Raw genomic sequence first — 21,626 nt, 5'->3', positions numbered from 1 at the left:
CACTCCGCCGAGAGAAACGACGGTTACGCTGCCAAGACACTTTGTCGCACTTCGTGGTTTAACATTTCGTCACGACGACGAACAGCGGCCAGGCTTTTTTACGCGGCCAAGCGTCACAGTTCGAAAGGTCGGTCCGGATGCCGTGACGTAAGTCCCGCCGCCATTTTGGCTCGACGCGCGGGACGCCTTGGGACTAAAGAGCGCCATGAAATTCTTGGACCAATGCAAGATCTATATCCGCTCCGGCAACGGCGGCGGCGGATCGGTGTCGTTCCGCCGCGAGAAGTACATCGAGTACGGCGGCCCGGACGGCGGCGACGGCGGTCGCGGCGGCGACGTTTGGATCGAGGCCGTCGAGGGCCTCAACACCCTGATCGACTATCGTTACCAGCAACATTTCAAGGCTGGCACGGGCGTCCACGGCATGGGCCGCGCGCGTCACGGCGCCGCCGGCGAGGACGTGCTGCTGAAGGTGCCGGTGGGCACCGAGATCCTAGAGGAGGACAAGGAGACCCTGATCGCCGACCTGGACCACGCGGGCGCGCGCCTGCTGCTGGCCAAGGGCGGCAATGGCGGCTGGGGTAACCTGCACTTCAAGGGCCCGGTCAACCAGGCCCCGAAATACGCCAATCCCGGCCAGGAAGGCGAAGAGCGCTGGATCTGGATGCGGCTGAAGCTGATCGCCGATGTCGGCCTGGTGGGTCTGCCCAACGCGGGCAAGTCCACCTTCCTGGCCGCCGCCAGCGCCGCCAAGCCGAAGATCGCCGACTATCCCTTCACCACCCTGACCCCCAACCTGGGCGTCGTGGATCTGTCGACCAGCGAGCGCTTCGTGCTGGCCGACATCCCCGGCCTGATCGAGGGCGCGTCGGAAGGCGCTGGGCTCGGCACCCGCTTCCTGGGCCACGTCGAGCGTTCGGCCACCCTGATCCACCTGATCGACGCCACGCAGGACGACATCGCCGGCGCCTATGAGACGATCCGGGGCGAGCTGGAGGCCTATGGCGAGGACCTGGCCGACAAGGCCGAGATCCTGGCCCTGAACAAGATCGACGCCCTCGATGAGGAGACCCTCGCCGAGAAGATCGCCGAGCTGGAAGCCGTGTCCGGCATCAAGCCGCGCCTGGTGTCCGGCGTCTCGGGCCAGGGCGTCACCGAACTGCTGCGCGCCGCCTATCGCCAGGTGCGCATCCGCAAGGGCGATCTCGAGGAAGAGATCGACGACGACGAGGACCACATCGACGAGACCCCCGGGGGCTGGACGCCGTGAGCCAGGCCGCGGAGGCCTTCGCCGGGGCCCGTCGCATCGTGTTCAAGGTCGGCTCGGCCCTGCTGGTCGACGCCGAGACGGGCCGCGCCAACCGCGCCTGGCTGGAAACCTTCTGCGCCGACGCCGCCGCCCTGCGCGCCGCCGGCAAGCAGGTGCTGGTGGTCTCGTCGGGCGCGGTGGCCTTGGGCCGCCGCCGCCTGGGCCTGGTCGGCCGCAAGACCACCCTGCCGGAGAAGCAGGCCGCCGCGGCCGCCGGCCAGAGCCTGCTCATGCATGCCTGGGAAGAGGCCTTCGAGCCGCACGGGATCGGCGTCGCGCAGATCCTGCTGACCCGCGACGACACCGAGACGCGCCGCCGCTGGCTGAACGCCCGCGCCACCACCGAGACCCTGATGGGCCTGGGCGTGGTGCCCGTGGTCAACGAGAACGACACGGTCGTCACCGAAGAGATCCGCTACGGCGACAACGACCGCCTGGCCGCGCGCGTGGCCCAGATGGCCGGCGCCGACCTGCTGGTGCTGCTGTCGGACATCGACGGTCTCTACACCGCCGACCCGCGCAAGAACCCCGGCGCTCAGCACATCCCGCTAGTGAGCGAGATCACCAACGAGATCGCCGGCATGGCCGAGGGCGCCAACGCCGCGACGGGCGTCGGCACTGGCGGCATGGCCACCAAGATCGCCGCCGCCCGCATCGCCCGCGCCGCCGGCTGCGCCACCCTGATCACCCTGGGCTCGCGCCCGCGTCCGCTGGCCGCCATCGCCGACGGCGAGAAGGCGACCCTGATCGAGGCCGGCGCCTCGCCCGCCGCCGCCTACAAGGCCTGGATCGCCGGCTCGCTGGCCCCGCAGGGCTGGGTGACGGTCGACGCCGGCGCCGCCAAGGCGCTCGAGGCCGGCAAGAGCCTGTTGTCCGCTGGCGTCCGCGCCATCGAGGGACCGTTCGAGAAGGGCGACGCCGTGCGCGTGCGCGACGAAACGGGCCGCGAGGTGGCCCGTGGCCTCGTCCGCTACGACAGCGCCGACGCCCACCGCATCGCCGGCCTCCGCTCCGACGCCATCGAGGCCGAGCTGGGCTTCACCGAAGGCCCGATGATCCACGCCGACGACCTGGCCGTCGCGAACTAGTTCCGAGAGTCCCTCATGGCCTACCGTTCCTTGCGCGAATTCATCGACGTTCTGGAGGCCAAGGGCGAGCTGGTGCGCGTCACCGAGCCGGTCTCCAGCGTGCTGGAGATGACCGAGATCCAGACGCGCCTGCTGGCGACCGGCGGCCCGGCGGTGCTGTTCGAGCACGTCCTGCTGCCGGACGGGTCGCGCTCGTCGATGCCGGCCCTGGCCAACCTGTTCGGCACCGTCAAGCGCGTGGCCATGGGCGTCACCCTGGGCGGCGAACCGCGCGAGACCGCGGGCGAGCTGCGCGAGGTCGGCGAGTTGCTGGCCTTCCTGCGCCAACCCCAGCCGCCGAAGGGCCTGAAGGACGCCATCGACATGCTGCCCCTGGCCAAGACGGTCATGAGCATGCGCCCCGGCACGGTGAAGAAGGCTCCGGTGCAGGAGGTCGTCCTGACCGGCGACCAGATCGACCTGACCAAGCTGCCGGTCCAGACCTGTTGGCCGGGCGAGCCGGCCCCGCTGATCACCTGGCCGCTGGTCGTCACCAAGGGTCCGGGCAAGGACCGCGAGGACGACTTCAACCTCGGCATCTACCGCATGCAGGTGCTGGGCAAGGACCGCTGCATCATGCGCTGGCTGGCCCATCGCGGCGGCGCCCAGCACTACGCCCGCCACAAGAAGGCGGGGAACAAGGATCCCCTGCCCGCCTGCGCCGTGCTGGGCGCGGATCCCGGCACCATCCTGGCGGCCGTGACGCCGGTGCCGGACACGCTCAGCGAATACCAGTTCGCCGGCCTGCTGCGCGGCGCCAAGGTCGATCTCGTGCCCGCCAAGACCGTGCCGCTGATGGTGCCCGCCCACGCCGAGATCGTCATCGAGGGCCACGTCCTGCTCGACGAGCACGCCGACGAAGGCCCCTACGGCGACCACACCGGCTACTACAACAGCGTCGAGAAGTTCCCGGTCTTCCAGGTGACGGCGATCACCATGCGCAAGGATCCGATCTACCTGACCACCTTCACCGGCCGGCCGCCGGACGAGCCCTCGGTGCTGGGCGAGGCGCTGAACGAGGTGTTCATCCCGCTGATCCGCCAGCAGTTCCCCGAGATCGTCGACTTCTGGCTGCCGCCCGAGGGCTGCAGCTACCGCATCGCCGTCGTGTCGATGAAGAAGGCCTATCCCGGCCACGCCAAGCGCGTGATGCTGGGCGTCTGGAGCTATCTGCGCCAGTTCATGTACACCAAGTGGGTGATCGTCGTGGACCACGACATCAACGCCCGCGACTGGAAGGACGTGATGTGGGCGATCAGCACCAAGATGGATCCCGCCCGGGACATCACGGTGATCGAGCACACCCCGATCGACTATCTCGACTTCGCCAGCCCCGAGAGCGGCCTGGGCTCCAAGATCGGTCTGGACGCCACCGACAAGTGGCCGCCCGAGACCAAGCGCGAGTGGGGCGAGGAGATCCGCATGGACCCGTCGGTGATCGACGCCGTCAGCGAGAAGTGGGTGCGCCTCGGCTTGCCGGGCGACGGGACGCCGATCTGGAAGTAAGGTCGCCGAGTCAACGCCGGGGGGCCAATGGACGCGATCGAGATCTTCTTCGCCGCCTATGGGGTGCTGCTGGCCCTCGCCGTCGCCAAGCTGCTGTCAGGCGCCGCACGGTTGATCCGCGGCCGCGCCATGATCCGCATCGGCTGGGCCACGCCGCTGCTGATGCTCCTGCTGCTGCTCGACATCTGCAGCTTCATCAATAGCGCCTCGCGCCTGATGGGCCTGGCCGACCTCAGCCTGCGCATCGTCACGGTCGGGATCGTCGCGTCGGGACTGTACTATCTGGTCGCCGCCCTGGCCGCGCCCGACGACCTCGCCGACTGGCCCGACCTCGACGCCTACTACGACCGGCACAAACACCTCGTGCTCGGCGGTATGACCTTGGCCAGCCTGATCGGCTTCGAGCTCAGCGCGGTGCTTGTCAAGGGTTTCACCGAAACCCTGCAGGCGCGCTGGATGGGGCTGCAGGCCACGCTGCTGGCGACGTTCTACCTGCTGGTGATCACGCTGTTCATCATCCGCAACCGGGCGGTCAACATCGTCCTGCTGGCCATGCTGAACGCGATCTTCCTGGTGGTGATGTTCACCTTCTAAGGCTTGCCAGGACGCGGCTTACCGGCGACGACAGCGGCCATGCGTCGTTCGTTGCTCATCGCTGCCTCCGCCCTGCTTGTTTTGGGAGCCCCCGCCATGGCCCAGACCTCCTCCCCGAAGGACCCCTCCTCAAAGGCCCCTTGGGATCAGGCCTTCCTGCCGCCGGCGCCGCACTGGCAGGGGGCCAGCCAGGCCCTGATCCGCGACAAGTCCGATCCGTGGGTGACGCCGTTCGAGGCCGACGCCGAGCACGACTTCTCGCCGACCTATGTCGACACCCGCGCCTGGTTCGATCGGCTGGACAAGGCGTCCGGGCTGATCCGTGTCGAGGACTTCGGCGTCTCGCCGCAGGGCCGCGAAATCTTCGCGGTGATCGCGTCCAAGGACGGCGACAAGCTGGATCCTAGGAAGCCTCTGCTGCTGGTCCAGTGCGGCATCCACCCTGGCGAGATCGACGGCAAGGACGCCGGCATGATGCTGCTGCGGGACATGGCTTTCCATGGCAAGGACGGCTTGCTGGACCAGGTCAACCTCGTCCTGATCCCGATCCTGTCGGTCGACGGCCACGAGCGCTCGGGTCCCTATTCGCGCCCCAACCAACGCGGGCCGCGCATCCAGGGCTGGCGCAACACCGCCACCAACCAGAATCTCAACCGCGACTTCATGAAGCTGGACCAGCCGGAGATGCAGGCCCTCAAGCGCCTGCAGGCCAAGTACAAGGCCGATCTCTATGTCGACGTCCACGTGACCGACGGCATGGACTACCAGTACGACGTCACCTACGGCTTCAACGGCGAGAACGGCGTCTGGAACCGCTCGCCGGCCATCGCCAAGTGGCTGGATGGCGTCCTCAAGCCGACCATGAACAACAGCCTGGAGGCCGAGGGCCACATCCCCGGCGAGCTGGTGTTCGGTGTCGACGAGCACAATCCCAAGGCCGGCTTCAGCGACGGCGGTCTGGGCGAGCGCTTCTCGAACGGCTGGGGCGCGGCGGCCCACGTCCCGACCATCCTGATCGAGAACCATAGCCTCAAGCCCCACGCCCAGCGCGTGCTCGGGACCTATGTGTTCATCGAGACAGCCTTGAAGCTGCTGGCCGACAAGGGCGGCGACCTGCGGGCGGCCATCGCCGCCGACAGCGCCCTGCGCCCAACCGAAGTGCTGGCCAACTTCGTCTCGGACGACAAACCCGCCTATGTCCGCGAATTCAAGGGCATCCGCTACGAGACCTATGACAGCCCCGCCTCCGGCCGGCGGGAAGTGCGCTGGCTGGGCGAGGCCGATCCGGAACCGTGGAAGGTCCCCTTCTACGGCTCACACTCCACCCTGAGCCTGAAGCGCCCGGCAGCCTACTACGTCCCCAGCTACCGCGCCGACCTGATCGAGCGGTTGAAGCTGCACGGCGTGACCTTGGAGACCCTGCCGGCCGACAGGAGCGTGGACGTCGAGATGATCCGCCTTGTCGATCCCAAGCTGGCGACCCGCGCCAACGAGGGCCACGTCCAGATCAGCGTCGACAAGGTCACGACCGAGGCCCGCGCCTGGACGTTCCCCAAGGGCTCGGTTCGCGTGCCGACCGACCAGCCGCTGGGCGACCTGGTCGTGCTGCTGCTGGAACCGCGGTCCAGCGAGAGCTTCTTCGCCTGGGGCATGGTCCCCGAGGTGCTGAGCCGGGTCGAATATATCGAGCCCTACGCCATCGCCCCGCTGGCCGAGAAGATGCTGGCGGCCGATCCCGCGCTGAAGGCCGAGTTCGAGGCCAAGCTGGCCGCCGAGCCCAAGTTCGCGGCCGATCCCGACGCCCGCCTGGCCTGGTTCTACAAGCGCACGCCCTTCTACGACGACCACCACTTACTTTACCCTATCGCGCGCGAAATCGCGCGATAGGCGGGTCGGGTTGCCGACCATGGCCAGAAGGCCTCATATGACCGCCTTGAACGCTCGGGGGCGGGCGTGTGCGTACTAGGGTTTGACTGATGGATACGATCGTTTCCGGCCATGCGGCGGCGCTGTGGGCCGGCCTGCACCTTTTCCTGCTGCTGATCCTGTCGCTGCTGGTCGTGCGCCTGCGTCAAAAGCACAAAGTGGCCCTGGGCGACGAAGGCATTCCGGAGCTGGCCCGCGCCATCCGCGCCTTCGGCAACGCCACCGAGTACGTCCCGACTGGCGTCGCCGCCCTGGCCGTGCTGGCCGTGGCCGGCGCCTCGCCGCTCGCCATCCACGTGGTGGGCTTCGTGCTGTTCGCCGGCCGGGTGATCCACGCCGTGGGGCTGTCCAACAGCGGCGGCGCGTCGGTCGCGCGCTCGATCGGCATGGTCGCCACCTGGCTGGCCTACATCTTCGCGGGCGTAGCGCTGCTGCTGTCGGCCATCGGGTAGCGCTTGCCCCTGCGGGGGGGGCTCGTCCATAAGACCGCATGGACGATAATCTGCTGCATGACGTGGTCGCCGCCGCGCGCAAGGCCGGGGCCGACGCGGCCGAAGCTGTCTTCGCCGAGCGCCAATCCCTCTCGGTCTCGGTCCGCCTGGGCGAGCTGGAAGAGGTCGAGCGCGAGGAAGCGCGGGACCTGGGCCTGCGCGTCTTTATCGGGGCCCGCAGCGCCACCGTCTCCGGCTCCGACGTCTCGGCCGAGGCCCGCGCCAAGCTGATCGAACGCGCCGTCGCCATGGCCCGCCTGGCGCCGGAAGATCCTTATGCCAGCCTGGCCCAGCACGATCGCCTGGCCAAGGGGCCGTTCCCCGACCTCGACCTGATCGACGCCTACGAGCCGACGGCCGAGGCCCTGGAGACCCAGGCCCGCCTCGCCGAAGAGCATGCCCGCGCGGTCCAGGGCGTCACCAACACCGACGGCGGCTCGGCCAGTTGGAGCTCGTCGAGCTGGTCGCTGGTCACCACCGCCGGCTTCCACGGGACCCACGCGGCCACCAGCCACTCGGTCTCGGCCTCGGCCATCGCCGGCGAGGGCGCGGGCATGGAGCGTGGCGGCGAAGGCCGTTCGACCCGTCATTTCGGCGACCTGCCGGCCGCCGGTGACATCGGCATGGAGGCCGGCCGCCAGGCGGTGGCGCGCCTCAACCCGCGCAAGATCGCCTCGACCACCGCCCCGGTGATCTTCGAGAACCGCCTGGCCATGAGCCTGATCGGCCCGCTGCTGGGCGCGATCTCGGGTCCGTCGATCGCGCGGGGAACCTCGTTCCTGAAGGACAAGCTGGGCCAGCGGATCTTCGGCCTTGGCGTCAACCTGACCGAGGATCCCTATCGCGTGCGCGGCCTGGGATCGGCGCCGTTCGACGACGAGGGCGTGGTCACCGAAGTCCGCTCGCTGATCGACGACGGCGTGCTCACCACCTGGCTCCTGAACACCAGCTCGGCCAAGCAACTGGGCCTGACCACCACCGGCCACGCCTCGCGCGGCCTGGCCGGTCCATCGGGCGTCTCGACCCACAACCTGACGCTCCAGCCAGGCGCGACGGACCTGGCGGGCCTGATGAAGGACGCCGGCGCGGGCCTCCTGGTCACCTCGATGTTCGGCCCCTCGCTGAACGGCAACACCGGCGACTGGTCGGTGGGCTGCTCGGGCGTGTGGTTCGAGAACGGCGAGAGCACCGGCCCGGTCACCGAGATCACCGTGGCCGGCAACCTGATCGACATCTACGCCCGCCTGGTCCCCGGCTCGGACCTGCAGTTCCGGGGCGCCAGCAACAGTCCGTCGATCCTGGTCGACGCCTTGGCGATCGCGGGCAAATGAACGACCTGGACCTGATCCTTCAAGCCGCCCGGGAGGCCGGCGAGCTCGCGCTCTCGGCTCGTGAGAGCGGCCTGAAGATCTGGTCCAAGGAGGGCGGCTCGCCGGTCACCGACGCCGACCTGGCCGTCGACACCCTGCTGAAGACCGAGCTGGGCGCCGAGCGCCCCGACTATGGCTGGCTGTCGGAAGAGACGGCCGACGATCCGGCGCGGCTGACCACCCGCCGCCAGTTCGTGGTCGACCCGATCGACGGCACCGCGGCCTTCATGAAGAACAAGCCGTGGTTCGCGGTCTCGATCGCCGTGGTCGAGAACGGCCAGCCGGTCGCCGGCGTCGTCCACGCCCCAGCCCTGAACGAAACCTACGCCGCCACGATCGACGGCCCGGCGACGCTGAACGGCCAGCCGATCGCGCCCAGCGCGACCAGCGAGCTGTTCGGCGCGGCCATGCTGGGCGACGCCAAGATGTTCGCCCACCCGGCCTGGCGCGAACCCTGGCCCGAGATGCGGATCGAAAGCCGCAACTCCATCGCCTATCGCATGTGCCTGGTGGCCGCCGGCGCCTTCGACGCCGCCGTCGCCCTGTCGCCCAAGAGCGAGTGGGACCTGGCCGCCGCCGACCTGATCTGCCGCCGGGTCGGCGCCGCCGTCAGCGATCACAAAGGTCGCGATTTCACCTATAATCGCCCCGTTCCGCTGGTTCCGAGCCTGGTTTGCGCCAATATGGCGCTGGCGCCATTGATCCTGTCACGCGTCGGGCATATCGAGCTGCCATAAACATAATTCCTCGCAGGAACATGCTTCAAATGGTCGATAAGCAGCTTCTTCATATCGTGGTCGGTGGCGAACTGAAGGATGTCGCCGGCATTGAATTCCGCGACCTCGGCAAGGTCGAGTTCGTCGGCGCCTATCCCAGCTACGAAGACGCCCACAAGGCCTGGAAGGCGAAAGCCCAGGCGACCGTGGACAACGCGCACGCGCGGTACTTCATCATCCACGCGCACAAGCTGCTGGACCCCTCGACCGAGGGCTGAGGGTCCGAGCGTCTCCTCCCCCTTGGGGGAGGTGGTCCGGAGGATCGGAGGGGGCAGCTCGGCATAGGTCGGCGACGCCCCCTCGGTCGGCTTCGCCGACAGCTCCCCCAGCGGGGGAGCGGATTTACTCCCGCCGCAGGATCTTGTCGGTCAGCACCTTCCCCAGCATCCCGGCCCGGAAGGTCTTCTTCATCGCGACGGGATCGTAGTCGTCGCTCTCGACCCACTCGCTGAACGTCAGCCCCTTGGGTTCGCCGACTTCCAGATATTGCTCGAACACGTAGTCCAGCACGCCGGTATTGCCGTGCTTGATGTGCAGATAGCGCGGCCCCAGCTGCCGCATCGCCTCGCGGATCGGCAGGCCCAGGCGATAGTGAGCGTAGAAGACGCTCATGATCCCCGCCCGGTCCGCGCCCGACTTGCAGTGCATCAGGGCCGGATACTCGATCGTCTCGAACAGCTCTTTCGCCCCCCGCACCCGCTCGCGGATCGGGACCTCGCGCGAGGTGATGGTGAAGTCGACGAAGTTCAGGCCCAGACGCTCGCAGGCGTCCTTCTCCAGCGCGTAGAAGCTGCCATCGAAGCCGCCGCGCAGGTTCACGATCGTCTTGACGCCCTGCTTCTTCCACCAGGCCAGCTGGAACGGCCAGGGCTGGTTGGCGCGGACCATCTCGGGGCTGATCCAGTGGGCGTTCGAGAAGCCCAGGCGCAGATAGGCGTGGTCGTTCCACAGATAGTGGAGATAGGTCTTGAACCGGCCCCAGGGCGTGGCGAGGTCGAACTTGGCCAAGAGGGCGCTTTCCTTCGGGATTTCGCCGCCTAGGTAAGGGTATCGGCCTCGAAAGGCAAAACCGCCCTCATGGTGTCGCTTTTACAGGCGAGTGCGTCCCGCAAGTCATTGACAGCCCCGCGTTGAAATCCGACCCCTCCCGCATGACCTCGCCGGACAACCAGCCCTCGAACCGCGCCCTGATGGGCCGGATGTGGCGCGAGTTCCTCAAGCCCCGGTGGAAGGGCTTCCTGGTCTCGATGATCAGCGCGGTGATCGTCGCCCGCCTGACCGTGATGCTGGGCGAGTATGTCGAGCCGGCCGTCGACAAGCTGATCGTCCATCCCCAGCCCGGCGCCCTGATCTGGGTGCCCGTGACCATCGCGGCCCTGGCCGTGGCGCGTGGGGTCTTCCAGGTCATCCAGGCCAGCCTGATCAACCGCATCGGCAATGGCGTCGTCGGCGACATGCAGACCCGCCTGTTCGGCCGCCTGATCCGGGCCGACCTGGCCCGCCTGCGCGGCGCGCATTCCGGGTCCTACGTGGCGTCCGTGCTCTACGACGCCGGCCTGATCCGCGAGGCGGCGACCACCGGCGTGATCAACTATGTCCGCGAGGCCCTGACCGTCGCCATCACCCTGTGGGCCTTGCTGCGGAGCGACCCGATCCTGGCGGCCGGCGTACTGGTCATCGTCCCCGGCGTCAGCGGCATCATCCGCAACTTTTCCAAGCGCACGACCAAGGCCGCCAAGGGCGCCATGGGCGAGACCTCCAACCTCTCCACGGCGATCATGGAGAGCCTGGACGGGGTCAAGATCGTCAAGATGGAGAACCGCGAGGCCTATGAGGAAGGCCGCGTCGCCGCCGTGGTCGACCGCCGTCAGCGCCACCTGATCAAGGGCAGCAACGCCCGCGCCATGGCCGCGCCCGCCACCGAGCTGTTCTCGCAGCTCGTGATCGCCGCGGTGTTCGCCTATGCCGGCTGGCGCGCCCTGACCGGGACCCTGGTCGTCGGTCCCCTGACCCTGCCGCCGATCACCGCCGGCGGTTTCCTCAAGTTCGTCATCCTGCTGGGCATCGCCGCCCAGTCCCTGCGCCAGGTCGCCAACCTGCAGACCGTGTTCGCCGAGGGCCTGACCGCCGCCCGTCGCCTGTTCGACGCCCTGGACGTCGCGCCGACCATCGTCGATCCCGCCGACGCCAAGGCCTTGCCGGCTGGCGACAGCACCATCGCGCTCGCCGACGTCACCTTCTCGTACGGGACCGAGATTCCGGCCCTGTCGGAGGTCTCGATCACCGCGCGCAAGGGCGAGACCGTGGCTCTGGTCGGCCCCTCGGGCGGCGGCAAGAGCTCGATCCTGAACCTGATCCCGCGTTTCTACGACGTGACGGCCGGCGCGGTGACCATCGACGGCCATGACGTGCGTTCCGTGAGCCTGGCCTCCCTGCGCGACCGCATCGCCTTGGTCACCCAGGAGCCGTTCCTGTTCGACGACAGCATCCGCGCCAACATCGCCTATGCCCGCCCCGGCGCCAGCCAGCTGGAGATCGAGGCCGCCGCGCGTCAGGCCGCCGCCCACGACTTCATCCTGGAGCTGCCCGAGGGCTATGACACCGCCGTCGGCGAGGCCGGCGCGCGCCTGTCGGGCGGCCAGCGCCAACGCATCGCCATCGCCCGCGCCTTCCTCAAGGACGCCCCGATCCTGCTGCTGGACGAGGCCACCAGCGCGCTCGACACCGAGAGCGAGGCCCAGGTGCAGGCGGCGCTGGAACGGCTGATGGCCGGCCGCACCACGATCCTGATCGCCCATCGCCTGTCGACCGTGAAGAACGCCGACCGCATCTACGTCATCGAGAAGGGCCGCGTCGTCGAGACCGGGACCCATGCCGAGCTGGCCCGCGCCGGCGGCCTTTATGCGCGCCTGGCCAAGGCCCAGGACCTGGATCACACGCCCCAAAGCCCAGTCGGGGAGACGTCTGCTTGAGGCCTTTGCGTTCGCCGTTCGTGATCTGGCTGCTGTCCTCGATCTTCGCCGGCTATTCCAAGCTGGTGTTCCGCACCCTGCGCATGACCGTCGAAGGCGCCGAGCAGGCTGAACAGGTCTGGGCCCAGGGCCGCGAGACCGGCGCCGGCGCGATCCTGTGCTTCTGGCACTCGCGCATCCCGATGTCGCCGCTCAGCTGGCCGCAGGATCTCAGCCAACGCCAGGACATGCGCGCCCTGATCTCGCGCTCCAACGACGGCGAGTTCATCGCCCGCACGGTCGAGAAGCTGGGCTTCCCGGCCATCCGCGGCTCGTCGGCCAAGAAGACGGACCTGGCCAAGAACAAGAACGGCGAGCAGGCCTTCCGCGACATGGTCAAGTGGGTCAAGGACGGCGGCGGCATCGCCATCACGCCCGACGGCCCGCGTGGCCCCGCCGAGCATATGGAGAAGGGCACGCCGTCGCTGGCCCGCCTTACCGGCGCCCCGGTGATCTTCGTGGGCCTGGCCGCCAAGCCCAGCATCCGCCTGGGCTCGTGGGACAACACCATGATCCCCTTGCCCTTCGCCAAGGCCGCCATGGTCTGGGACGGCCCGGCAGGCGCCGGACGCGGCGACGACCCCGACCAACTGGTCGAGGCCTGGGCCGACCGCCTCTCGGCCGTCACGCGCCGGGCCGAACAACTGGTCGAAGATTGATCCGACCCGCCCTTGGTGGGATGTAGGGCCATGCCGCACGATCATTCCGGACACGACCACGCCTCTCACGATGAAAAGGGGCACAAGCACGATCATGATCACCACGATCATGACCATGCGCATGGTCATGGCCACCATCACGGACATGGCCACCACGGCCACAGCCACGCGCCAAAGGACTTCGGCCGCGCCTTCGCGATCGGGGTGGCGCTGAACCTGGGCTTCGTGCTGGTCGAGGCCGGGGCCGGGCTGATCACCCATTCGCTGGCCCTGCTAGCCGACGCCGGCCACAACCTGTCGGACGTTCTGGGCCTGCTGCTGGCCTGGGGCGCGGCCGTGCTGGCCAAGCGCGCGCCCAGCGCCCGCCGCACCTATGGCCTGCGCAAGGGCACCATCCTGGCCTCGCTGGGCAACGCCGCCCTGCTGCTGCTGGCCGTCGGCGCCATCGGCTGGGAAGCCATCCGCCGCTTCGCCACGCCCGAACCGATCCAGACCGGCCCGGTGATGATCGTCGCCGCCATCGGCATCGCCATCAACACCGCCACGGCCCTGATGTTCATGAAGGGCGCCGAGGACGACCTGAATGTCCGCGGGGCCTTCCTGCACATGGCCGCCGACGCTGGCGTCTCGGCCGGGGTGGTGGTCGCGGCCCTGGCCATGGGTCTGACCGGCTGGCTGTGGCTGGATCCACTGGTCAGCCTGGCCATCGTCGTCGTCATCGTGCTGGGCACCTGGGGCCTGCTGCGCGACTCGCTGGACATGGCCCTGGACGCCGCTCCGCGCGGCATCGATCCGGGCAAGGTCCGCGAATGGCTGGCCGCGAGGCCAGGCGTCAGCGAGGTCCACGACCTGCACATCTGGGCCATGAGCACGACCGAAACGGCGCTTACGGCTCACGTCGTCCGTCCGCTGGACGGGGACCACGACCAGTTCCTGCACGACGCCTGCGCGGAGCTGGCCAGCCGCTTCAAGATCGGCCACGTCACCATCCAGGTCGAGACCACCAGCGGCGCCCACAACTGCTCCCTGGCCCCCGAAGGCGTCGTGTGATCCGCCCCGGCGCCCTGAACCTCTACCGGGCCGCCACGGGCCTGCTCGAACCCATCGCCCCCGCGCTGCTGGCCGGCCGCGCCCGCAGAGGCAAGGAGGACCCGGCGCGGATCGCCGAACGCCTGGCCAGGGCCAAGACCGTTCGACCCGACGGCCCGCTGGTCTGGCTGCATGGCGCCAGCGTCGGCGAGAGCCTGTCGATCCTGCCGCTGGTCGAGCGCCTGCAAACCGAGCGACCCGAGGTCACGGTGCTGGTGACCTCGGGCACCACCACCTCGGCCGCCCTGCTGGCCAAGCGCCTGCCGGCCGGCGCGATCCACCAGTACATCCCGGTCGACGCCCCGGGCGCGGCGCGGCGCTTCATCGCCCGCTGGAAGCCCAGTCTGGCCGTCTTTGTCGAGAGCGAGCTGTGGCCCAACCTCCTGCTGGAAGCCAAGGCCGCCGGGACGCGCCTGGCGCTGGTCTCGGCCAAGCTGTCGGACCGCAGCTTCGCCAGCTGGCGGAGACGCCCCGACGCCGCGCGGCAGCTGCTGTCCGGCTTCGACCTGATCCTGGCCCAGGACAAGAGGGCGCATGAGCGCTTCCAGGCTCTGGGCGGCAAGGTCGCCGGCGAAGCCGACCTGAAGTTCGGCGCCGCGCCGCTGCCGGTCGACGAGACCGCTTTGGACGCCGAGCGCGCCCGCCTTCCCCGCCCACTCTTGCTGATCGCTAGCACCCATCCGGGCGAGGACGAGATCGCCCTGGACGCCATCGCCGCCCTGCCTGATCGCCCGCCAGTGGTCCTGGCCCCGCGCCACGTCGAGCGCGGCCCAGCGATAGCCGAACTGGCCAAGGCGCGAGGGCTCTCGGCAACGCTGCGCAGCCGGTCGCGACACCCCGCCGACATCCTCGTCGCCGACACCCTGGGCGAGATGGGCCTGTGGTTCCGCCTGGCCGGGACCTCGGTCATCGCCGGCAGCCTGGTCCCCGACATCGGCGGCCACAATCCGCTGGAGGCCGCGCGGCTGGACTGCCCCGCCATCAGCGGCCCGTTCGTCGAGAACTGGGCCTCGGCCTTCACGGGCCTGGAGGCCGTCGACGGCGTGGTCATGACAACGCCTGGAGGCCTGCGCGACACGATCGCCGCCGACCTCACCGAACCGGCCGCCGCCCAAGCCCGCGCCGCTCGCGCCCGCGCCTATGTCGACACCCGCGATAGCGAGGCCCGCGCCGGGCTCTCCCGCATCCTCGAGCTGGTCCCATGAAACTCGGCACGCCGCGCTGGTGGTACGTGAAGCACGGCGGTCCCGCCCCGCTGACCCGCGCGCTGCTGACCCCGCTGTCGTGGATCTGGGCCGACGCCACCCGCCGCCGGATCGCCCGCGCCACGCCGGCCATCGTCGGGGCGCCGGTGATCTGCGTCGGCAACGTCACCATGGGCGGCGCGGGCAAGACCCCGATCGTCCGCGAACTGCTGCTGACCCTGACGCGCCGGGGCGTCAATGCTCACGGCCTGTCGCGTGGCTATGGCGGCCGGCGGAAGGGTCCGACCCAGGTCGACACCAGCCGCCACACGGCCAAGGACGTCGGCGACGAGCCGCTGATGCTGGCCCAGGACTTCCCGATGTGGGTCGCCGTCGACCGGGTCGCGGGGGCCAAGGCCGCCGTCCGCCGCGGCGCCCAGGCGGTCGTCATGGACGACGGCCACCAGAACCCGACGGTCAAGAAGGCCCTGTCCCTGGTCGTGGTCGACGGCGAGACGCGCGATGGCGAGTGGCCGTTCGGCGACGGCCGCGTCTTCCCCGCCGGTCCGATGCGCGAGCCCCTGAAGGTGGGCCTGTCGCGCGCCGACGCGGTGATCGTGCTGCTGCCGGTCGACATGGCGCAGCCCGACTTCGACCTGCTGGTCGAGTTCGGCGACATGCCCGTGCTGGTCGCCAGGCTCGAGGCCGCCGCCCCCGTGCCGAAGGGCCCGCAGGTCGGTTTCGCCGGCATCGGCAAGCCCTGGAAGGTGGAAAAGGCCCTGACCGCCGCCGGCTGCCAGCTGGTCGACTTCGCCCCCTTCCCCGACCACGGCGAATATGACGAGGCGACGCTGAAGATGCTGGCCGACCGCGCCAAGGTCTATGACGCCGGCCTGGTCACCACCGAAAAGGACTGGGTCCGCTTGCCGGCCAAGTGGCGCGAGAAGGTCACCCCCTGGCCCGTCCGCGCCCGCTTCGACGACGAGGCGGCGCTGGAGCAGCTGCTGGCGAAGGTGGGGCTGTAGCGCGGCGATCCTTCTTCCCCCTTCGGGGGAGGAGCGCCGAAGGCGCGGAGGGGGCCAGTCAGTGATTTCGCACCCTACTTGCCCCCACCTGACCGCTTCGCGGTCGTCCGCCCCCGGAGGGGGCGGAAGATGCCCTACTTGTAGACCACCCCGCCCTTGATCACCGAGGTCACGCGCTGCAGCTCGGTGACGTCCTTCAGCGGGTCGCCCTTCACCGCGATCAGGTCCGCCGACTTGCCGGCCGCCAGGCCGCCGATCTCGCTCGACAGCGAGAAGTGGTCGGCCGCATTGACCGTCGCCGTCTGGATCGCCTCCAGCGGCGTCAGGCCGGCCTTGACCAGCAGCGCGAACTCGCCGGCGTTGTCGCCATGGGCCGAGACCCCGGTGTCGGTGCCGAACGCGATCTTCACCCCGCCTTCGTGGGCGCGGCGGGCCATGGCCAGCATCTTGGGGCCGGCGTCCAGAGCCTTGGCGGTCTGGGCCGGAGTCAGGAAGTTGTTCGGCCCCGAGGCGACCCGGTAGACGAAATCCCCGGCCATCAGCGTCGGGACCAGATAGGCGCCGTTCTTCTTGAAGGCGGCGACGCTGTCGGCGTCCAGATAGGTGCCGTGCTCGATCGAGTCGCCGCCGGCCTTGAGGAAGCTGTTGATCCCGTCGACGCCGTGGGCGTGGGCGGTGACCTTGCGGCCCATGCGGTGGGCGGTCTCGACGATGGCGACGAGCTCGGCGTCCGAGAACTGCTGGTTCAGGCCGGCGGCGGTGTTGGAGAGCACACCCCCGGTGGCGGTGATCTTGATGATGTCGGCGCCCAGCCAGACCTGCTCGCGCACGGCGCGGCGGCAGTCGTCGGCGCCCGAGCACACCGAGGTCGGTCGCAGCACATGCATGACCTCCTCGCTATAGCCGTTGACGTCGCCATGGCCGCCATGGACCGATACGGCGGAGCCGGCGGCGAGGACACGCGGGCCGGGCACGTCGCCGCGCTTGATGCCCTCGCGCAGGGCGAAGATCGCCTTGTTGTCGGCGCCCAGGTCCGCGACCGTGGTGAAGCCGGCCATCAGGGTCTTGCGGGCGAAGCCGGCCCCGACCAGGGCGTCGTCAGCGGCCGAGCGGGTCACCGCCTGCAGCCGGCCGTTCGGGTTCTGCTCGCCGGTCAGGTGGACGTGGCTGTCGATCAGGCCCGGCAGGACGAAGCTGTCCTTCAGATCCACCACCTTGCCGCCGGGCTCGGAGACATAGCCGTCGACGATGCGCGTGACCTTGCCGTTCTCGAGCACCAGGGTCTTGGCCGTCTCGACCTTGCCCGTGGCCGGATCGGCCAGCAGGCGGCCGGCCTGGACAAACACCGTTTCGGCGCGGGCGACGCCACCCAGCGTCCCGGCCAGGGCCAGGGCGCAGACGCCCGACAGCAGTTTCCGCATGTAGCTTACGCCCCCGCCTTTTGCGCGAAGGCCCAGGCTCCCTTGGCCAGGACCGGTACGCGCGCCTCCATCAGCTGCGCATGGGCGCTGGCGGCGGTGCCGTCACGGACGCGGCCGACGATGCCCTGGCAGATGCCGGCCAGTCTGAAGAGGTTGTAGCTGAAATACCAGTCCAGCTCGGGCAGGCCGTCGCGGCCGGTGGCCTTGCAGTAGCGCTCGACCGCCTGCGGGATGGTCGGCACGCCATAGGCCTCCAGATCCTTGATCTCGGCCAGCCCCCCGCGCTGGTCGGACGGCATCACCCAGTTCATCAGGAAGTAGCTGAAGTCGGCCAGCGGATTGCCCAGGGTCGACAGCTCCCAGTCCAGCACCGCGACGACCTTGGGCTCGGTCGCGTGCAGGATCATGTTGTCCAGGCGGTAGTCGCCATGGACGATCGAGGTCTTGTCGTCGACCGGGCAGCTCTTGGGCAGCCAGTCCATCAGGAGATCCATCTCCGCGATCGGCTTGGTCTCGGACGCCTTGTACTGCTTGGTCCAGCGGTCGATCTGGCGGGCGAAATAGTTGCCGGGCTTGCCGTAGTCGGCCAGGCCCACGGCCGCGTAGTCGACATTGTGCAGGGCCGCCAGGGTGTCGATCTGGGCCTCGTAGATCGCCCGGCGCTCGGCCGGCTGGTAGTCGGGCAAGGTGCCGTCCCACAGGATCCGGCCTTCCACATTGTCCATGACGTAGAAGATCGTGCCGATGACGTCCTCGTCCATGCATAGGGCATAGGCCTTGGCGACCGGGAAACCGGCCTTGTTCAGGCCCGAGATCACCTTGAACTCGCGGTCGACCGCGTGGGCGGATGGCAGCAGCTTGCCTGGCGGCTTACGGCGCAGGACGTACTTCTTGGCCGGCGTGACCAGCTGATAGGTGGGGTTCGACTGGCCGCCCTTGAACTGGCGCACCTCAAGCGGACCGGCATAACCCTCGACATTGGCCTCGAGCCACGTCGCCAGCTTGGCTTCGTCGATCGCATGGCGCGGGTCGACCGGCTTGGTGCCCGAGTTCAGGTCCTGGGCGGACTGTTCGGCGGCTTCGGCCATGGCGCGTCTACTCCCCAACGCTTGTTTGAAAGGGAGTTTAGAGGGTGGGACGCGGGTGGCAAGCTCTTAGGTTTTCAGCGCCCGCCAGCCGATGTCGCCGCGATAGAAGCCGCCTTCCAGCGAGATCGTCCCCAGTGCGGCGTAGGCCACGTCGCGAGCCTCGTGCAGGGTCGCGCCCAGGGCGCAGACGTTCAGCACCCGGCCGCCGGAGGCGCGCAGGTTTCCCTCGGCGTCGCGGGTCGTGCCGGCGTGGAAGACCACCGCTTCGTCGCCGAAGTCGACCTCGGCGTCCTGGATCAGGCCACCGGTCTTGGGGGCGTCGGGATAACCCTCGGCGGCCAGGACCACGCAGATCGCCGCCTCCTCGCGCCACTTGGGCGGTTCAGCCGAGGCCAGCTGACCTCGCGCGGCGGCCAACAGGATCGGGACGATGTCGCTTTCCAGGCGCAGCATCAGGGTCTGGCACTCGGGATCGCCGAAGCGGGCGTTGTATTCCACGAGCTTGGGACCCGTCGGGGTCAGCATCAGGCCGGCATAAAGCACGCCGACATACGGATTGCCCTCGGCCGCCATGCCCTCGACGGTCGGGACGATAAGTTCGCGCCACGCCTGGTCGATCAGGGCGTCGGTCAGGACGGGCGGCGGGGAGTAGGTGCCCATGCCGCCGGTGTTGGGGCCTTCGTCGCCGTCATAGGCGCGCTTGTGGTCCTGGGCCGCGCCGAACAGCACGGCGGTCTTGCCGTCGGACAGGGCGAACAGCGAGGCCTCCTCGCCGTGCATGAATTCCTCGATCACCACCCGCGCGCCGGCCGAGCCGAAGCGCCCGCCCAGCATGTCGACGACGGCGGCGTCGGCCTCCCCGCGCGTCGCGGCGATGACCACGCCCTTGCCGGCCGCCAGGCCGTCGGCCTTGATCACGAACGGGGCTTCCAGGGTGTCGAGGAAGGCGCCGGCCGAGGCCGCATCGGTGAACACGCCATAGGCCGCGGTCGGCAGGCCGTGGCGCTGACAGAAGTCCTTGGTGAAGGCCTTGGAGGTCTCCAGCTGGGCCGCGCGTTGACTGCCGCCGAAGCAGGGGATGCCGGCCTCGGCGAGCTTGTCGGCCAAGCCGACTTCCAGCGCCGATTCCGGACCGACCACCACCAGGTCCGCGCCGATTTCCTGAGCCAGGGCCACCAGCGCGTCGGCGTCGGTCACCTTGACCGCGCGCAGCTCGGCGACGGCTTCGATGCCAGGATTGCCGGGGGCGGCGACGAGGCGGCCGCACAGGGGCGACTGGGCGATCTTCCAGGCCAGGGCGTGCTCGCGCCCGCCGGACCCGACGAGGAGGATGGTCAGCTTTTCCATGAGCGCGGGGTGTGGCGCGCGCGCGCCCCCGGGTCAAGCGGTTCGCCCCCGCTGGCCGTCATTCGCCCCTTGGCGATGGCGACGTCGACGAGAGCTGGCCAAGGCTCGAGCCATGGAAAAGCTGTTCTCCCCCGTCCTGGCCCTGCACGTCGCCTGTGGCTTCGCCCTGGTCGCCGCCGGCTTGCCGCCAATCCTCACCCGCAAGGGCTCGCGCGCCCATCGCTGGTCGGGGCGGACCTTCGTAGCGCTGATGAGCGTGCTGCTGGCCGCCGCCTGGATCATGACGGCCTTGCGCTTCAGCGCCTATTTCGCGGCCCTGTCGGCGACGGCGACCTTGACGGTCTTTTCCGGGACGCGGGTCCTGCGTCGCAAGCGGCCGGACCTGGATCCCCGCCAGCGGGCGACGGCGCTGGACTGGGGCGTCACCCTGGCCGCCATCGCGGTCGGCGCGTGGGTGCTGTTCCTGGTCGCGACCGGCCAGACCGGCCGCAACGGCGCGGTGTCCATGGCCCTGGTCTATGGCGCCTTCACCCTGGGCGGCTGGGACCTGTGGCGGTTCGCGCGGCCCACCGACTGGCCGTTCTCGCCGGACCTCTGGACGTACGAGCATCTTGTGAAGATGCTGAGCGCCTACGGGGCGGTGATGAGCGCCTTCTCGGGCAACTTCCTGACCTTCCTGCCCACGCCATGGAGCCAGCTCTGGCCGACCCTGCTGTTCCAACCGATGGCGGTGATCTGGATCGTCGTGCTGGCCACGCGGCGGCGGCGCTTGTCGCCCGCTTGAGGCGCGCGCCGACCGCCGCCTGGGTCTGGGCGTTCGCCGCCTATAGCTGGCTGGCGACCACGGTCAGCGCGGCCTGGTTCGCGCGGCGGTTCGCGGCCGAGCGCGGGGTCGTGCTGGATGTGTCGACTTCGCTGGCCTGGCAAGGCGCGGTCTATGCCGCCTGGCTGCCGGCCGCGGGCCTGGTGTGGCTGATCCTGCGACGGTTCGGAGCGGGGCCGCGCGGCCTACTGGCGAGCAGCCTGGCCGGGGTCCTCGCCGTGCCGCTGGAGGCTTTGGCGTCCAGCCTGATCGACCAGACCTTCATCGGCGGGACCGATCTGGCCGGGCGGGTCGTGGGCCGAATTCCGGTCTGCATCCTGCTCTACACCGCCATCGTCGCCGTCGGCCTGGCCGCCGCCCACCATCGCCGCGCCGCCGAGGCCCGCGCCCGCAACGCCCTGTTGGAAACCGCGCTCGCCGAAGCCCGCGCTGTCGCCGCGCCGCCCCGGCGGCTGATGGTCATGGCGGGCTCGCGCCGCGTTCCGGTCGAGGCCTCGGCGGTCGAGTGGTTCGGCGCGGCCGACAACTACGTGGTCGTCCACTGGTCCAATCTTGAGGGAACTGGCCGCGAAGGCCTGCTGCGCGTCACCCTGCAGAGCCTGGAAACCCAGCTGGATCCTCGCCTCTTCGCCCGCGTCCACCGCTCGACCCTGGTCAACCTGGCCCATGTCCGCGAAGCCCAACCGCTGTCGGACGGCTCGTGGCGGCTGATCCTGGCCAGCGGGGCCGAGGTGGTGACCAGCCGCACCTATCGCGAGGACGTGCTGCGCCGCCTGGGCCGCTGACGGCGCGTCCTATCGTCTCGCTCGCCTTCGAAGTGCTTGCCGGCGTCGCTGGACGAAGCACTATGCTCTTTTGAGTTCACGCATCCATTCAAGGC

General features: G+C 69.4%; 20 protein-coding genes. 16 read left to right on the top strand and 4 right to left on the bottom strand.

Translation table 11 applies throughout. The features are described 5' to 3' along the window. The first annotated feature begins 205 nt into the window (after positions 1–205). The 9 genes from obgE to ACW173_RS09935 all read left to right on the top strand — a co-directional run bounded on the left by obgE (position 206) and on the right by ACW173_RS09935 (position 9,317). Positions 206–1,270, top strand: coding sequence for a GTPase ObgE (obgE, locus tag ACW173_RS09975; protein ID WP_492085016.1), 1,065 nt, complete (start codon positions 206–208; stop codon positions 1,268–1,270). Further along, positions 1,267–2,397 carry a glutamate 5-kinase gene (gene proB, locus ACW173_RS09970; RefSeq protein ID WP_492085015.1) on the top strand — a complete coding sequence of 377 codons (1,131 nt, stop codon included), beginning with the start codon at positions 1,267–1,269 and terminating at the stop codon, positions 2,395–2,397. Before obgE ends, proB begins: the two co-directional genes overlap by 4 nt. A gap of 15 nt (positions 2,398–2,412) precedes the next feature. Continuing rightward, on the top strand, positions 2,413–3,942 hold the full coding sequence (locus tag ACW173_RS09965; protein ID WP_492085013.1) for a UbiD family decarboxylase: 1,530 nt from the start codon (positions 2,413–2,415) through the stop codon (positions 3,940–3,942). Positions 3,943–3,969: 27 nt separating this feature from the next. Continuing rightward, positions 3,970–4,536, top strand: coding sequence for a hypothetical protein (locus ACW173_RS09960; RefSeq protein ID WP_492085011.1), 567 nt, complete (start codon positions 3,970–3,972; stop codon positions 4,534–4,536). Positions 4,537–4,575: 39 nt separating this feature from the next. After that, positions 4,576–6,423 carry a M14 family metallopeptidase gene (locus tag ACW173_RS09955; protein WP_492085009.1) on the top strand — a complete coding sequence of 616 codons (1,848 nt, stop codon included), beginning with the start codon at positions 4,576–4,578 and terminating at the stop codon, positions 6,421–6,423. A gap of 89 nt (positions 6,424–6,512) precedes the next feature. Continuing rightward, positions 6,513–6,914, top strand: coding sequence for an MAPEG family protein (locus ACW173_RS09950; RefSeq protein WP_492085008.1), 402 nt, complete (start codon positions 6,513–6,515; stop codon positions 6,912–6,914). A gap of 38 nt (positions 6,915–6,952) precedes the next feature. Then, complete coding sequence (locus tag ACW173_RS09945; protein ID WP_492085007.1) at positions 6,953–8,284, top strand: TldD/PmbA family protein; 1,332 nt, start codon at positions 6,953–6,955, stop codon at positions 8,282–8,284. Continuing rightward, positions 8,281–9,060, top strand: coding sequence for a 3'(2'),5'-bisphosphate nucleotidase CysQ (locus tag ACW173_RS09940; RefSeq protein ID WP_492085005.1), 780 nt, complete (start codon positions 8,281–8,283; stop codon positions 9,058–9,060). The genes ACW173_RS09945 and ACW173_RS09940 overlap by 4 nt, the downstream gene beginning before the upstream one ends. A 20-nt stretch (positions 9,061–9,080) precedes the next feature. After that, entirely contained in the window at positions 9,081–9,317 is a 237-nt protein-coding gene (locus ACW173_RS09935; RefSeq protein WP_492085003.1) for a DUF4170 domain-containing protein, read from the top strand. A gap of 124 nt (positions 9,318–9,441) precedes the next feature. Here the strand turns inward: ACW173_RS09935 and ACW173_RS09930 are convergent, their stop codons facing one another. Further along, positions 9,442–10,107, bottom strand: coding sequence for a fused DSP-PTPase phosphatase/NAD kinase-like protein (locus tag ACW173_RS09930; RefSeq protein WP_492085002.1), 666 nt, complete (start codon positions 10,105–10,107; stop codon positions 9,442–9,444). Between the two features lie 143 nt (positions 10,108–10,250). Between ACW173_RS09930 and ACW173_RS09925 the strand changes: the two genes are divergently transcribed. From ACW173_RS09925 to lpxK, 5 genes are read left to right on the top strand one after another with little or no spacing between them, the layout of a single operon-like run. Then, positions 10,251–12,071, top strand: coding sequence for an ABC transporter ATP-binding protein (locus ACW173_RS09925; RefSeq protein WP_492085000.1), 1,821 nt, complete (start codon positions 10,251–10,253; stop codon positions 12,069–12,071). Then, positions 12,068–12,769 carry a lysophospholipid acyltransferase family protein gene (locus ACW173_RS09920; protein WP_492084998.1) on the top strand — a complete coding sequence of 234 codons (702 nt, stop codon included), beginning with the start codon at positions 12,068–12,070 and terminating at the stop codon, positions 12,767–12,769. Before ACW173_RS09925 ends, ACW173_RS09920 begins: the two co-directional genes overlap by 4 nt. Before the next feature lie 30 nt (positions 12,770–12,799). Beyond that, the gene (locus tag ACW173_RS09915) at positions 12,800–13,819 is read left to right on the top strand and encodes a cation diffusion facilitator family transporter (RefSeq protein ID WP_492084997.1); all 1,020 of its coding nucleotides are present in this window, start codon (positions 12,800–12,802) and stop codon (positions 13,817–13,819) included. Beyond that, positions 13,789–15,063 carry a 3-deoxy-D-manno-octulosonic acid transferase gene (locus ACW173_RS09910; protein WP_492085969.1) on the top strand — a complete coding sequence of 425 codons (1,275 nt, stop codon included), beginning with the start codon at positions 13,789–13,791 and terminating at the stop codon, positions 15,061–15,063. The genes ACW173_RS09915 and ACW173_RS09910 overlap by 31 nt, the downstream gene beginning before the upstream one ends. Next, the gene (gene lpxK, locus ACW173_RS09905; RefSeq protein WP_492084996.1) at positions 15,060–16,067 is read left to right on the top strand and encodes a tetraacyldisaccharide 4'-kinase; all 1,008 of its coding nucleotides are present in this window, start codon (positions 15,060–15,062) and stop codon (positions 16,065–16,067) included. Before ACW173_RS09910 ends, lpxK begins: the two co-directional genes overlap by 4 nt. Positions 16,068–16,201: 134 nt before the next feature. On the opposite strand, the gene ACW173_RS09900 is transcribed toward lpxK, so the two are convergent. The 3 genes from ACW173_RS09900 to purD form a co-directional block, all read right to left on the bottom strand. Next, the gene (locus tag ACW173_RS09900; RefSeq protein ID WP_492084995.1) at positions 16,202–17,488 is read right to left on the bottom strand and encodes a metal-dependent hydrolase family protein; all 1,287 of its coding nucleotides are present in this window, start codon (positions 17,486–17,488) and stop codon (positions 16,202–16,204) included. 5 nt (positions 17,489–17,493) lie between these two features. Then, a complete protein-coding gene (locus tag ACW173_RS09895; protein ID WP_492084993.1) occupies positions 17,494–18,576 on the bottom strand; it encodes a phosphotransferase family protein in 1,083 nt (360 codons plus the stop codon). A gap of 66 nt (positions 18,577–18,642) precedes the next feature. Continuing rightward, positions 18,643–19,923, bottom strand: coding sequence for a phosphoribosylamine--glycine ligase (gene purD, locus ACW173_RS09890; RefSeq protein ID WP_492084991.1), 1,281 nt, complete (start codon positions 19,921–19,923; stop codon positions 18,643–18,645). Between the two features lie 112 nt (positions 19,924–20,035). On the opposite strand from purD, the gene ACW173_RS09885 reads away from it, so the two are divergent. Together ACW173_RS09885 and ACW173_RS09880 are read left to right on the top strand one after the other, a co-directional pair. Beyond that, positions 20,036–20,707 (top strand): DUF2306 domain-containing protein, encoded by a 672-nt coding sequence (locus ACW173_RS09885; RefSeq protein WP_492084990.1) that lies wholly within the window; start codon positions 20,036–20,038, stop codon positions 20,705–20,707. Next, positions 20,704–21,531, top strand: coding sequence for a LytTR family DNA-binding domain-containing protein (locus ACW173_RS09880; RefSeq protein WP_492084988.1), 828 nt, complete (start codon positions 20,704–20,706; stop codon positions 21,529–21,531). Before ACW173_RS09885 ends, ACW173_RS09880 begins: the two co-directional genes overlap by 4 nt. Positions 21,532–21,626 lie beyond the last annotated feature (95 nt).

This window comes from Caulobacter sp. ALps2, from assembly GCF_058681635.1.
Note: the sequence above shows the minus strand (reverse complement) of the source record. Positions and strands in the feature narration are given on the sequence as shown.

Excerpts from the sequence above, each read along its gene's own strand:
- obgE (WP_492085016.1), top strand. The coding sequence starts at position 206 with ATGAAATTCTTGGACCAATGCAAGATCTATATCCGCTCCGGCAACGGC.
- ACW173_RS09965 (WP_492085013.1), top strand. The coding sequence starts at position 2,413 with ATGGCCTACCGTTCCTTGCGCGAATTCATCGACGTTCTGGAGGCCAAG.
- ACW173_RS09960 (WP_492085011.1), top strand. The coding sequence starts at position 3,970 with ATGGACGCGATCGAGATCTTCTTCGCCGCCTATGGGGTGCTGCTGGCC.
- ACW173_RS09955 (WP_492085009.1), top strand. The coding sequence starts at position 4,576 with ATGCGTCGTTCGTTGCTCATCGCTGCCTCCGCCCTGCTTGTTTTGGGA.
- ACW173_RS09950 (WP_492085008.1), top strand. The coding sequence starts at position 6,513 with ATGGATACGATCGTTTCCGGCCATGCGGCGGCGCTGTGGGCCGGCCTG.
- ACW173_RS09945 (WP_492085007.1), top strand. The coding sequence starts at position 6,953 with ATGGACGATAATCTGCTGCATGACGTGGTCGCCGCCGCGCGCAAGGCC.
- ACW173_RS09940 (WP_492085005.1), top strand. The coding sequence starts at position 8,281 with ATGAACGACCTGGACCTGATCCTTCAAGCCGCCCGGGAGGCCGGCGAG.
- ACW173_RS09935 (WP_492085003.1), top strand. The coding sequence starts at position 9,081 with ATGCTTCAAATGGTCGATAAGCAGCTTCTTCATATCGTGGTCGGTGGC.
- ACW173_RS09925 (WP_492085000.1), top strand. The coding sequence starts at position 10,251 with ATGACCTCGCCGGACAACCAGCCCTCGAACCGCGCCCTGATGGGCCGG.
- ACW173_RS09915 (WP_492084997.1), top strand. The coding sequence starts at position 12,800 with ATGCCGCACGATCATTCCGGACACGACCACGCCTCTCACGATGAAAAG.
- lpxK (WP_492084996.1), top strand. The coding sequence starts at position 15,060 with ATGAAACTCGGCACGCCGCGCTGGTGGTACGTGAAGCACGGCGGTCCC.
- ACW173_RS09900 (WP_492084995.1), bottom strand. The coding sequence starts at position 17,488 with ATGCGGAAACTGCTGTCGGGCGTCTGCGCCCTGGCCCTGGCCGGGACG.
- ACW173_RS09895 (WP_492084993.1), bottom strand. The coding sequence starts at position 18,576 with ATGGCCGAAGCCGCCGAACAGTCCGCCCAGGACCTGAACTCGGGCACC.
- purD (WP_492084991.1), bottom strand. The coding sequence starts at position 19,923 with ATGGAAAAGCTGACCATCCTCCTCGTCGGGTCCGGCGGGCGCGAGCAC.
- ACW173_RS09885 (WP_492084990.1), top strand. The coding sequence starts at position 20,036 with ATGGAAAAGCTGTTCTCCCCCGTCCTGGCCCTGCACGTCGCCTGTGGC.